The sequence below is a fragment of the Streptomyces sp. NPDC058685 genome (assembly GCF_042714725.1).
GTDB lineage: Bacteria > Actinomycetota > Actinomycetes > Streptomycetales > Streptomycetaceae > Streptomyces.
Map to the genome: position 1 here is coordinate 133,569 of NZ_JBHXSL010000009.1, position 12,465 is coordinate 146,033.

11 protein-coding genes are annotated in these 12,465 nt (G+C 71.3%); 4 read left to right on the forward strand and 7 right to left on the reverse strand.

Annotated elements, in window-relative coordinates; genetic code table 11:
• The first annotated feature begins 313 nt into the window (after positions 1-313).
• The gene (locus tag ACFWU3_RS11410; RefSeq protein ID WP_384434614.1) at positions 314-709 is read left to right on the forward strand and encodes an SHOCT domain-containing protein; all 396 of its coding nucleotides are present in this window, start codon (positions 314-316) and stop codon (positions 707-709) included.
• A 33-nt stretch (positions 710-742) separates the two neighbouring features.
• Here ACFWU3_RS11410 and ACFWU3_RS11415 read toward each other — a convergent pair whose 3' ends face one another.
• The gene (locus ACFWU3_RS11415; protein ID WP_313946412.1) at positions 743-1,012 is read right to left on the reverse strand and encodes a DUF1905 domain-containing protein; all 270 of its coding nucleotides are present in this window, start codon (positions 1,010-1,012) and stop codon (positions 743-745) included.
• Between the two features lie 62 nt (positions 1,013-1,074).
• Complete coding sequence (locus ACFWU3_RS11420) at positions 1,075-1,914, reverse strand: hypothetical protein (RefSeq protein ID WP_384434618.1); 840 nt, start codon at positions 1,912-1,914, stop codon at positions 1,075-1,077.
• A 313-nt stretch (positions 1,915-2,227) separates the two neighbouring features.
• Here ACFWU3_RS11420 and ACFWU3_RS11425 point away from each other — a divergent pair, with 313 nt between their 5' ends.
• Positions 2,228-3,589: an FAD-dependent oxidoreductase gene (locus ACFWU3_RS11425; protein WP_384434621.1), complete on the forward strand. Its 1,362-nt coding sequence runs from the start codon at positions 2,228-2,230 to the stop codon at positions 3,587-3,589.
• A 12-nt stretch (positions 3,590-3,601) separates the two neighbouring features.
• Here ACFWU3_RS11425 and ACFWU3_RS11430 read toward each other — a convergent pair whose 3' ends face one another.
• The 5 genes from ACFWU3_RS11430 to leuA form a co-directional block, all read right to left on the reverse strand.
• On the reverse strand, positions 3,602-4,267 hold the full coding sequence (locus ACFWU3_RS11430) for a response regulator transcription factor (protein ID WP_313946409.1): 666 nt from the start codon (positions 4,265-4,267) through the stop codon (positions 3,602-3,604).
• On the reverse strand, positions 4,264-5,526 hold the full coding sequence (locus tag ACFWU3_RS11435; RefSeq protein WP_384434625.1) for a sensor histidine kinase: 1,263 nt from the start codon (positions 5,524-5,526) through the stop codon (positions 4,264-4,266). The genes ACFWU3_RS11430 and ACFWU3_RS11435 overlap by 4 nt, the downstream gene beginning before the upstream one ends.
• A gap of 64 nt (positions 5,527-5,590) precedes the next feature.
• A complete protein-coding gene (locus tag ACFWU3_RS11440) occupies positions 5,591-7,702 on the reverse strand; it encodes an MMPL family transporter (protein ID WP_384434628.1) in 2,112 nt (703 codons plus the stop codon).
• 217 nt (positions 7,703-7,919) lie between these two features.
• Positions 7,920-8,576 carry a TerB family tellurite resistance protein gene (locus ACFWU3_RS11445; RefSeq protein WP_384434808.1) on the reverse strand — a complete coding sequence of 219 codons (657 nt, stop codon included), beginning with the start codon at positions 8,574-8,576 and terminating at the stop codon, positions 7,920-7,922.
• Between the two features lie 246 nt (positions 8,577-8,822).
• On the reverse strand, positions 8,823-10,592 hold the full coding sequence (gene leuA / locus ACFWU3_RS11450) for a 2-isopropylmalate synthase (RefSeq protein WP_384434631.1): 1,770 nt from the start codon (positions 10,590-10,592) through the stop codon (positions 8,823-8,825).
• A gap of 324 nt (positions 10,593-10,916) precedes the next feature.
• Between leuA and ACFWU3_RS11455 the strand changes: the two genes are divergently transcribed.
• On the forward strand, positions 10,917-11,993 hold the full coding sequence (locus ACFWU3_RS11455) for a M4 family metallopeptidase (protein WP_384434634.1): 1,077 nt from the start codon (positions 10,917-10,919) through the stop codon (positions 11,991-11,993).
• Between the two features lie 197 nt (positions 11,994-12,190).
• Positions 12,191-12,460 (forward strand): protealysin inhibitor emfourin, encoded by a 270-nt coding sequence (locus ACFWU3_RS11460; RefSeq protein WP_384434637.1) that lies wholly within the window; start codon positions 12,191-12,193, stop codon positions 12,458-12,460.
• The last annotated feature ends 5 nt before the right edge of the window (positions 12,461-12,465 follow it).

A 12,465-nucleotide genomic window follows, 5' to 3' on the forward strand; every position in this document is an offset into this window, starting at 1 on the left:
GCGGTCGGCCTCGCCCCACTTCAGGGTGCGCAGCACGACACCGTCGTCACGGAACAGGCTCATGCGCTCCATTCTCCCGTACGCCGTCCTCTCCGCGGCCCTCAGGGCCGAACCCCGTGGGGTACCGGGCCCCGAGGTCCGCCGCCGGGCCGACGCGGGGCGCGCCGGGGGGAACGCTCGTACAGTGGAATCAGCCGGTTCCCCCGCCGCAGCGCCCGCCCCCTGGGCCCGCCTGCCGCCCCGGAGCCGACCGACACCCCTTCACCCCCGAGCAACGCCCATCCGGCGCTGATCCATCACGAAGGGCAGTGACATGCAACTCGCTTACGACTATCCCCTGCTGGGAGCCATGTGGACGATCCTCTGGATCTCCCTGTGGGTGCTCTGGTTCTTCCTGCTCTTCCGGATCATCGGCGACATCTTCCGGGACGACACGCTCAGCGGCGGGATGAAGACCGTCTGGCTCCTCTTCGTCATCCTGCTCCCCTTCCTCGGGGTCTTCGTCTACGTCGTCGCCCGCGGCCGCGGCATGGGCAAGCGTGAACAGAAGCACGCCGAGGAGCAGAAGCACGCCCTCGACGAGTACATCCGCAGCACCGCCGGTGGCCCGAGCGAGGTGGAGCAGCTCGCGAAGCTGTCCGAGATCCGCGCCCGCGGCGACATCTCGGACGCGGAGTTCAACCGCGCGAAGGAGAAGATCCTCCACTGAGGAGGCACACCGCCCGCCCCGGAGAGCGCCGGCTCACGCTTCCAGGCGCTCTTCGAGGCGCACGGTGACCGAGTCCCCCGCCTCCTTGCCGATCGCCTTTCGCACATCCGCCTTCACCGGCAGCTTGTGCGTGCCGTTCCCCAGCGCCATGAAGGAGCTGCGGAACGGATGTCCGTCGATCGTGCCGCGGACCTTCACCAGGCCCCGGGTGCCGAAGTACTCCACCGACTCCGGCCACACGAGATAGGTCCAGCCGCCCTTGCTCGGGCTCTTCACCAGGGTGGCGGTGAACTGCTTGTTCATGACGGCGCCCTCACAGTCCTGTCGTCGGCTACAGCAGGATGGACCGCCGCGGCGGCCGGAACTCATCGCAGCCGGCGGCCCTGCCGCTTGTCCCGGGAGTGGCCGGGCCGCAGCCGCGTCATCTCGGCGTCCTTGCCGATCGCCCGGGCCAGCACCACACCGAGGATGATGAGGGCGACCCCGAACCACGACGCCGACGCGTCGAAGACCAGGGCGAGGATGCCCATCGGGATGAGCAGGCCGGCCAGCGGGGTCAGCAGATGACGGACCGGCGGCGGGTGCCCGTCGGACCGGCGGCTGCGGACGACCTGCGGGTACCACTCGGTGAAGCTCACCGCCACGACGATCGCCGCGATCTGGATGACCCAGCCCGTCCAGAGGTTGTTCGGGTTGTGCAGCACCAGATCACCGAAGCCGCCCGCGATGGCCGCCACCAGGAAGGCGAGACCCCACGCGCCGGTGATCACCTGGTTGGCATGGCGGAACTCGGGCGAGTCCCAGTACTCCTTGCCGACGCGCTCGCGTGCGTACTGAAGGGTGAAGGGCATCCCGGCGGCCATGGAGCCGAACGCGATGACCACCAGCGCGAGGTTGGACAGCTCACCCGCGTAGGTCTCCAGCCAGTTCAGCGTGCCCTCGGAGGCCACGGCTCCGATCACGGCCAGCGCGGCGAAGAAGACGATGTCCGCCACTTCCAGCAGCTTGACCGACCTGCCACGGTGGAGCACCCGCCCGAGCACCACGAGCAGCAGCACCACCGCGAGGGCGAGGCCCACGGCCAGCTCGAACCGCCCGGGGCCGACCAGCACCGAGAAGATGATCCACGGGGACATGCCGACGACGGGGTTCTCCAGGGCGGCATCCAGCCGGCCACCGGGTGCCGAGCCTGCGGCAGCGTTCATGGGCGCGCCCCTTCGCCGGGCCGGTCTGCCCCGGCGCTCCTGTCCCGCTGTGGCCGGTTTCGGCGGCCGGCGGGGTTCCTGGTACCAGCGTGCAGCGGGATCCCGGTCGCTGCGACGTGAGGGCGTCCGGTTAGGGTGTCCTTACCTAGGCCGTGCCAGGCTTCAGGTCATAGATCAGGCTTATGGGCTCATAGGCATGTGACGGGTACCGCGGCAGCAGCGTCGTTGCCAGGGTGAACAGGCGAGACATCCCTGCCATCCCACGCCCGCACCGCTGTCCCGCCCCGTGGACCACGCTCGAAGGGAACATTCCATGCCCCGCCCTCTGCGGATCGCGATCGTCGGTGCCGGCCCGGCCGGAATCTACGCCGCCGACGCCCTGCTGAAGTCCGAGGCCGCGGTCGAGCCCGGCGTCTCCATCGACCTCTTCGAGCGGATGCCCGCGCCGTTCGGGCTGATCCGCTACGGCGTCGCGCCCGACCACCCGCGCATCAAGGGCATCATCACCGCCCTGCACCAGGTGCTCGACAAGCCGCAGATACGCCTCTTCGGCAACGTCGACTACCCGAGTGACATCGGCCTGGACGATCTGCACGAGTTCTACGACGCGGTGATCTTCTCCACCGGCGCCGAGGCGGACCGGGCGCTGGACATCCCGGGCATCGAGCTGGACGGCTCGTACGGCGCGGCCGACTTCGTCTCCTGGTACGACGGCCACCCGGAGGTGCCGCGCGAGTGGCCGCTGGAGGCCGAGAAGGTGGCCGTGCTCGGCGTCGGCAACGTGGCGCTGGACGTGGCCCGCATCCTGGCGAAGACCGCGGACGAGCTCCTGCCGACGGAGATCCCGCCGAACGTGCACGCCGGGCTCGCCGCCAACAAGGCCCTCGAGGTGCACGTCTTCGGCCGGCGCGGTCCCGCACAGGCCAAGTTCAGCCCGATGGAGCTGCGCGAGCTCGACCACTCGCCGAACATCGAGGTCATCGTCGACCCCGAGGACATCGACTACGACGAGGGCTCGATCGCCACCCGCCGTGCCAACAAGCAGGCCGACATGGTGGCGAAGACGCTGGAGAACTGGGCGATCCGCGATGTCGGCGACCGCCCCCACAAGCTGTTCCTGCACTTCTTCGAGTCGCCCGTCGAGGTCGTCGGCGAGGACGGCAAGGTCGTCGGCCTGCGGACCGAGCGCACGCAGCTCGACGGCACGGGCAACGTCACCGGCACGGGCGCCGTGCGCACCTGGGACATCCAGTCCGTGTACCGCGCGGTCGGCTATCTCTCCGAGGAACTGCCCAAGCTGCCCTTCGACTTCCTCACCGGCACGGTCCCCCACGAGGGCGGCCGCGTGATCGAGGCCGGCGAGCACCTCCGGTCGACGTATGTGACCGGCTGGATCAAGCGCGGCCCGGTCGGCCTCATCGGCCACACCAAGGGCGACGCGAACGAGACGGTCGCCAACCTCCTGGACGACCATGCGGGCGGCCGGCTGCTCACGCCCGTCGCGCCGGGCCCGGAGGCCGTCGTGGCGTTCCTGGAGGACCGCGGCGTCCGCTACACCACCTGGGACGGCTGGTACCGGCTGGACGAGGCCGAGCGGGCGCTGGGCGAGGCCGAGGGCCGCGAGCGCGTGAAGATCGTCGAGCGCGACGAGATGCTGAGGGCGAGCGGCGCCTGAGCGTCCGGCTCCTCATCCGCCGCCCGGGACCACCAGTCCCGACTCGTAGGCCACGATGACGAGTTGGGCACGGTCACGGGCGGCGAGCTTGCCCATGATCCGGCTGACGTGCGTCTTCGCCGTGAGCGGTGAGAGACCGAGCACCTCGCCGATCTCGCTGTTGTTCAGTCCTCGCGCGACGAGCGCGAGGACCTGGCGCTCCCGGTCGGTCAGATCCTCGGGCCCGCCGGCCGGCGGGGCCTGGGGGGCACTCAGCACCCGGGCGATCAGCCGGGAGGTGGGCCCCGGGGAGAGCAGCGCCTCCCCCGCCGCGACGGTCCTGATCGCGGCCAGCAGTTCCGCCGGCTTGGTGTCCTTCACCAGGAAGCCGGACGCGCCCGCGCGCAGTGCCTCGACGATGTGGTCGTCGGTGTCGTACGTCGTCAGCACGAGCACCTTCACCCCGGCGAGATCGTCGTCGGCGGCGATGAGCCGGGTGGCCTCGATGCCGTCGAGTTCGGGCATCCGGATGTCCATGACGACGACGTCCGCCCGTTCGGTGCGGGCGAGTTCGACCGCTTCGGCGCCGTTGCGCGCCTGCGCGACGACCTCCATGTCACGCGCCGACTCGACGAGCATCGCGAACGAGGCGCGCACGAGCGCCTGGTCGTCCGCGAGCAGCACACGGATCACGCTCATGCGGAGACCTCCGACTGCCGGAGCGGCAGGACCGCCGCCACTTCGAACCCGCCGCCGTCCCGCGGGCCTGCCGACAGTGTGCCGCCGACGCTGCGTGCCCGCTCGCGCATGCCGATGATTCCGTAGCCCGCGCCGTCCGCGGCCGTGGTCACGGGCCCGGCACCGCCTCCGTCGCCGTCGCCGTCGTCGGTGACGGTGACCGTCAACTCCCCTCCCCGGTCCAGGACCGTCACCGAGATGCCCGTGCCCGGGCCGCCGTGGCGTACGGCGTTGGTGAGCGACTCCTGCACGATCCGGTACGCGGCCGCCTGCACGGCCGACGGCAACGGCCCGTCGCCCGTGCGCAGGGTCAGCCGCGCCTCTGCGGCCCGTACGAGGTCGGGCAGGGCCGCGAGATCGGGCAGCGGGCCGTCCCAGTCCGGCCCGTCGGCCCTGAGCACCTCCAGCGTGGTGCGCAGTTCGCCGCGTGCCGTGCGGCAGGTCTCCGCGATGTCGTCGAGGGCTTTGGCGATCGCGGCCCGGTCGAGCCGGTCGGGATCGACGGTCAGGACGTGGGAGGCGACGGAGGTCTGGACGCCGATGAGCGTGATGGAGTGCGCGAGCAGGTCGTGCAGATCACGGGCGATGCGCAGCCGCTCCTCGGCGACCCGGCGGGCGGCCTCCTCCTCGCGGGTGCGTTCGGCGTGTTCGGCGCGGCGGACGACCGAGGCGACGTAGCGGCGGTAGACGCGCACGTCCACACCGAAGACGAGCACGGCGAAGATCCAGCCGGAGGTGCGCAGGGCCTCCAGTCCCTCGTCGGCGCCGACGCCGAACATCACCGTGAGAGTGAGCCCGATGACGCCGAGGCCGACGAGGAGGGTGACGCGCGGACGGGCGGTGGCCGCCAGCGTGTAGAGGGCGATCAGCGAGGCCGGGAGCGGTGCCGCATGGGTGTTGTCCATCGCGTGGTACGGAGCCACGCACAGCAGCACGAGGGCGAGGACGAGGCCGGGGTGCTCGCGTCGCCAGGCGAGCGGGACGACCGCCCCGCCCAGGAGCAGCCAGGCCAGCGCGTCCGGGTCGCGCCCGTCCTTCACGACCAGACCGAGAAGGAGGGCGAGGGCGGCGACGGCCACGGTGAGGACGGCGTCGTTGCGTCGGCGGTTCGGCGCGGTCAGGGGGTCACGGCTGACGGCCGTCAGCACCCGCTCGCCGAGCCTCGGGTGGGGCCGGGTGCTGGGCGGGCTGGTCACGGGTGGCGGGGACACGGCATCCATCCTGCGTGATGGTCGGAGAGTGGTGAGGGTGCGGGGTGCCCGCGTCCGGGCACCCCGCGTCCGGTCAGCCGCGACCGGCCGGTTCGGGCACGCTCTTCGGCGCGCGAACCGGATCCTCCGGGGACCGGGACAGCGCGCCCGGCCACCAGACCTTTCGCTTCAGCAGCACACTGGCGCTGGTGACGAGGTAGGTCCGGACCACGAAGGTGTCCAGCAGTACCCCGACCGCGATCACGAAGCCCAGTTCCACGAGTTGGACCATCGGCATGCTGGTCAGCACCGCGAAGGTCGCCGCGAGGACGAGCCCCGCCGAGGCGATCACCCCGCCCGTCGTGCGCAGCGCGGTGAGAGCGGCCGCCACCGGTTCGGCGCCGGCCAGCGACTCCTCGCGCATCCGGTGCATCAGGAAGATCCCGTAGTCGACCCCGAGCGCGACGAGGAAGACGAAGGACAGCAGCGGCAGGCCCGGGTCGGTGCCTTCGAGGCCGAGCGGTTCGAAGAGCAGCCCGCCGATGCCGAGGGCCGCTCCCCACACGGCGACGACCGCCACGACGAGCAGCAGCGGGGCGACCAGGCTGCGGAGCAGGGCGACGAGGATCAGCAGGACCGAGAGCAGCACCAGCGGGACCACGATGGTGGTGTCGCGGGCGTTGGTGTCCTCCAGGTCGATCTGCTGGGCGCTGGGGCCGCCGACGTAGGAGCCTTCGAGCGCGTCCCGGAGTGCCGTGATGGTGGCCGTCTCCCCCGGCGACTGAGGTGCGTCCTTCGCGACGACGGAGAGCTCCGTCCAGCCCCCGCCGCTGCGGCCGCGTTCGGCGCTCAGCACGCCCTCGGTGCCACGGGCCTCGGCCAGCGCCGCGTCCGCGCCGTCCGTCGGCGCGATCACGGCGATCGGCTGGGTGCCCGTGCCGGGGAACGCCTCGCCCAGCGTGCCCATCGCGGCGACCGCCTCCGGCGTGCTGGTGAACGAGTCCTCCTGCTTGAGATCCCCGGGCAGCGCGAACGAGCCGAGCGCGAGCGCCCCCAGCACCACGGCTCCGCTCACCAGCACACCGACCGGCCGCCTCCCCGCCGTACTGCCCATGGCCGCGAACAGGGAGCGGCGGGCCCTGGGTTCGCTGCCGTACGCCGGGATCAGCGGCCAGAAGACCCGGCGCCCCAGCAGCACGAGGATCGCGGGCAGCAGGGTCGTCATGGCGAGCAGGGCGCACAGCACTCCGACCGCCGCCGTGGGGCCCATGCCCCGGCTGCTGTTGAGGTCGGCCGCGAGCAGACAGAGCATGCCGGCCGCCACGGTCCCCGAGGACGCGACGATCGCGGGTCCGCAGCCGCGCAGCGCCGTGGTCATGGCGTCGTACGGGCGCGGGGTGCGGCGCAGTTCCTCCCGGTAGCGGGAGACGATCAGCAGCGCGTAGTCGGTGCCCGCGCCGAAGACCAGGATCGTCATCACACCGGAGCTCTGCCCGGAGACGGTGACGTCGAAGGCCTGGTTGAGGCCGTAGGTCACCGCCAGCGAGAGGACGTCGGCGACACCGGCGACGACCAGCGGCACCATCCACAGCAGCGGGCTGCGGTAGATGAGGATCAGCAGGATCGCGACGACGGCGACGGTGGTGTAGAGCAGCGGGCCGTCGAGGGAGTTGTAGACCTCGGAGGCGTCGGTGGCGAGCGCACCGGGCCCGCCGACCTCGGCGCTCAGTCCCTCCCCGCCGTCGACGGTGGCCCGGACGTCCCGGACGAAGGCGTCCCTGGCCTCCTCGTCCTGCCCCGGCTCGGTGCTGGAGACGGGGTACATCAGCGTCGTGCCGTCCTCGGAGGGCACGAGCTGCGGCTGCGCGGTCAGCCGGTGCCCGGCGGCGACCTCCCCGACCTGGCGGGCGGCGGACGCCCGGTCGGCGGCGGTGAGTCCGCCGTCGCGGTGGTAGACGAGCACGAGGTCGGTGGACTCTCCGCCGGGCAGACGGTCCTGGATCCGGGCGACCTGGGTCGAGTCGGCGTTGTTCGGCAGGTAGTCGACGGCACGGTCGCGCTGCACGTCCGCGAGCTTCCCGGCGAACGCTCCGGCGACGACGAGAACGACGAGCCACAGCCCGAGCACGGCCCAGGGCAGGGCGCGTCGTCGTCGGGTCGGCGGCGGTGCGGGCGGTGACAGCTCGGTGGTCGGTACGGGCCCCATGGGTGCTCCCCTTCGTCACGGGTGTCCGGTGGTCGGATCGGATCACCAGACTCCCGCCGCGAAGGGCGCGATACGTCGCGCGGCAGGGCGAGATGGGGAGTACTGCGACGGGTGGCGCGGAGGGCGGATTACTCCCCGGGGAGTACGCGCTCGGGCATGCCCCCGCGCTGGAGGCCGTGATCTGGTGCCGTTTCCGGCAAGCCTGCCGGGAGCGGCACTAGAACGGGGTGCGTGCGGTGGCGAGCAGTCGTGCCGTGTCGTCCGCGCACAGTTGCAGCGCGGCGCCCACCGTCGTGAGGACCTCGCGCTCCGCCGGGGTGTAGGGCCCGTCCGCGAGGGCGATGCGCGCGCCCTGGAGCAGGATCGACTCCCGTCCGGCGGCGGCCAGGTGCGGGGCGAGCGGTTCGAGGGCCTCGTGCAGCTCGATGGCGAGCGCCGCGCCGTAGGGCCCGGTGTCGGTGACGAACCGACCGGTGTCCGCGGCGAGCGCCTCGATCAGTCCGGTGAGCTGGTCCTCGGTGCAGTCGTCGAGGCCGGCCGCGCGCACGGTGGCGACGGCGGTCTCGCGCACCGGCCGGGAGGAGGTGCCGCCGGAGGCGAGGACGGCGAGCGTGACGGTGTGGACGGCGTCCCGGAGCATCGCGGAGAAACGCGCGGTGGTGGGGTGGTCGAGGGCGTCCATGCCGTAGTGCCCGTGGCAGGCGGCGCACTCGACGACGGGGCCCGCGGAGCCGCGGGACAGCAGCGGGACACCGAGCAGGGTGAACCGCCGACGGCCCGTGCGGCGCCGGTAGTTGCGGTCGCCTCCGCAGCCGGGACAGAAGAACTCGCCGTCGCCGACGGTGTTCCACGAAGTGTGAATGCCGCAGACCATCACTTTTCGGCCGAATACCCCACGGTCTGCCCGCACCTCACACCTCCGTAACCGTCCGGCAACATTGCCGCGTTGACGTGATGTTAGCCACACCGGTGTTGTGCCGTCAGCACCCCGGCGGCAGTACGCCAGGACATGGCCGATTTCCCCGCCCTTCACCACGGCGTACGACGGCGCGTACCGGACGCACCGCGCCCCCGGCCGTCCGTGACGGGAGGCCGGGGGCGCGGTGGAAAGTGAACCCGCTCAGCGAGCCGCGCGGTTGACGGCCGAGACGACCGCCTTCAGCGAGGCGCGCGTGGTGTTGGCGTCGATGCCGATGCCCCACAGCACCTTGCCGTCGATCGCGCACTCGATGTACGAGGCGGCCTGTGCGGACGCGCCCTCGCTCATCGTGTGCTCGGTGTAGTCCAGCAGCCGGGCGTCCACGCCCACCGCGTTCAGCGCGTCGAAGAACGCGGAGATCGGACCGTTGCCCGAACCGGTCAGCACGGTCTCGGTACCGTCCACGACCGCCTCGACGGTCAGGGTGTCGATCCCGTCGGTGTCGGTGGTGGTCTGACCGGACCGCAGCTGGATACGGCCCCAGCGAGCCGCGCCGTCCGCCGGGTTCGGCAGGTACTCGTCCTGGAAGACCGTCCAGATGTCCTTCGGGGTGACCTCGCCGCCCTCGGTGTCCGTCTTCGCCTGGATGATCTTCGAGAACTCGATCTGCATCCGGCGCGGCAGGTCCAGCTTGTGGTCGTTCTTCAGGACGTAGGCGATACCGCCCTTGCCGGACTGCGAGTTGACCCTGATGACCGCCTCGTAGGAACGGCCGACGTCCTTGGGGTCGATGGGCAGGTACGGCACGGCCCACTCGATCTCGTCGACGGACCTGCCCTGGGCGGCCGCGTCGGCCTCCCGCGCGTCGAAGCCCTTCTTGATGGCGTCCTGGTGGGAGCCGGAGAAGGCGGTGTAGACGAGGTCGCCCGCGTAGGGGTGGCGCGGGTGGATCTCCATCTGGTTGCAGTACTCGCTGGTCCGACGGATCTCGTCGATCTGCGAGAAGTCGATCTGCGGGTCGACGCCCTGCGAGAACAGGTTCATGCCCAGCGTCACCAGGTCGACGTTGCCGGTGCGCTCGCCCTGGCCGAACAGGCAGCCCTCGATCCGGTCCGCGCCGGCCATGATCGCCAGCTCGGCTGCGGCGACGGCGGTGCCGCGGTCGTTGTGCGGGTGCACGGACAGGCAGACGTGCTCGCGCCGGGTGAGGTTGCGCGACATCCACTCGAAGCGGTCGGCGTGCGTGGAGGGGGTCGAACGCTCGACCGTGGCGGGCAGGTTGAGGATGATCTCGCGGCCGGCCTCGGGCTGCCAGACGTCGCAGACGGCCTCACAGACCTCCAGCGCGAAGTCCAGCTCCGTGTCGGTGAAGATCTCCGGGCTGTACTGGTAGCCGAAGGTCGTCTCCGGGCCCAGGATCTTCTCGGCGTACTCCATCACCAGGCGGGTGCCGTCCACCGCGATCTGCTTGATGTCGTCCTTGGACCCGCGGAAGACGACCCGGCGGAAGGTGGGCGCGGTGGCGTTGTACAGGTGCACGGTCGCGCGGTGGGCGCCCTTCACGGACTCCACGGTGCGCTCGATCAGGTCCTCGCGCGCCTGCGTCAGGACGGAGATCGTCACGTCCTCGGGGACCGCGCCCTCTTCGATGATGGACCGCACGAACGCGAAGTCCGTCTCGCCGGAGGAGGGGAAACCGACCTCGATCTCCTTGTAGCCCATGCGTACCAGCAGGTCGAACATCTCCCGCTTACGAGCGGGCGACATGGGGTCGATCAGGGCCTGGTTGCCGTCGCGCAGATCGGTCGACAGCCAGCGCGGCGCCTTGGTGATCCGGTTCTCGGGCCAGGTGCGGTCGGGGATGTCCACGGCCTCGTACCGGCCGTACTTGTGGATCGGCATCCCGGACGGCTTCTGGGTGTGGGTCGCGTTGGTGACGGGCGTGGGGCGACCGACAGAAGTGTCAGACATGTGCGTGGGGCTCCTCGGTCCTCAAGGATCTGGCACCTCCCACGCCCGGAGGGCGGTGGGGGCGGGCCGACGGGGCGAAGCAGCACCAGATCCCGCGGGGAGGGGGTCGGCCTACGACTACAGGCCCTCGCCGCGGCAGCTAAGAAGGAGCAGCCCGAAACGCATGATGAGAGGCAGCCTAACCGAGTGGGGCGGGGACGGCGGTGCTGTCCCAGTATGCGGGACGACTCGTCGGTAACGGCCAAACGGTGATCCATCACTCCATTTCACTCATCATGGTGGCAACTAGTGACAAGCGCGTAACTCAGTGCCACATTGCCAGACATGGCTGACATCCATCCCGTCTTCTGCACGATCGTGCCGCCCCACGTCCTCGACAAGCTCGCCCGGGCGGATGACCCGGCGCTCGCCGGCCCCGCCCGCCGCACCCTGGAGGCGGACGCCGCACAGCGCACGCGCCGACGGCTGACCACCGTCATCGGCGCCGCCACCGCGCTCCCGGCGGCCGGGGCGCCCGCCGACCGCCCGCAACGCACCATCCACGACTGCGGCCACGGCACGGTGCTGCCGGGCGAGAAGGTACGCGGCGAGGGCGACGAGCCCGGCAGGGACGCGACCGTGAACCGCGTCTACGCGGGCCTCGGCGCCACGTTCGAGCTGCTGCTCTCCGCGTACGGGCGCAACTCCCTCGACGGCGAGGGACTGCCGCTGAGCGCGAGCGTCCACTACGACGAGAACTACGGGAACGCGTTCTGGGACGGCGAGCAGATGGTGTTCGGCGACGGGGACGGCGAGATCTTCCTCGACTTCTCGCTGCCGGTCGACGTGATCGCCCACGAGCTGGCGCACGGCCTGACCCAGTACACGGCGAACCTGAGCTACTTCGGCCAGCCCGGCGCGCTGAACGAGTCGATGTCGGACGTGATGGGCTCGCTGGTCAAGCAGTACACGCTCGACCAGACCGCGGACCAGGCGGACTGGCTGATCGGCGCGGGCCTCCTGGCCCCGCGGGTCACGGGCGTGGCCCTGCGCTCCATGAAGGAGCCGGGCACGGCGTACGACGACGACGTCCTGGGCAAGGACCCGCAGCCGGCGACGATGGACCAGTACGTCCGCACGGGCCGGGACAACGGCGGAGTGCACATCAACTCCGGCATCCCGAACCACGCGTTCTGCCTGCTGGCCACGCAGCTCGGCGGCAAGGCGTGGGAACGGGCGGGACAGATCTGGTTCGACACCCTGACGGGCGGCGCGCTGACGGTGGACGCGGACTTCGCGTCGTTCGCGCGGGCGACGGTGTCGGCGGCGACGGCGCGATTCGGTGAGGGGGAGGAACGGGACGCGCTGCTGAAGGCATGGTCGCAGGTGGGGGTCCCGACGACGACGCCCCGGGAGGTCTGACCTCCCGACCCACGAAATCAAGCCCCGCCGGCGATTGAGGCGCGGGGCCCGGGGCAGAGCCCCGCAACGAGCCCGCGCGTCGCAGGCCCCTGCGGCCCGGACCGTCCCGCACGCCCTACGGGCATGTCCTCAATCGCCGGACGGGCTGGAAGCGCGGCCCATTGAGGCGCGGGGTCGCAGGGGCTAGAACAGGACCCATGCGTATCCACGTCCACCGCACCGGCGGCTTCGCCGGGATCGAGCGCGTCGCCGAAGTCGACACCACCGGCCTGCCCGACGCCTCCACCTGGCACGACCTCGCCGAACAGGCCCTCGCCGGTGGCCGGACCGGCTTCCCCGGCGAGGTGGCCGACGGGTTCAGTTACCGCATCACCGTCGACGGTCGGCGCACCGTCCAGTGCGCCGACCCCCGGCTGTCCGAGGCCCAGCGCACGCTGATCTCACGCGTGCTCAAGGAAGGCGCCTGACCGGC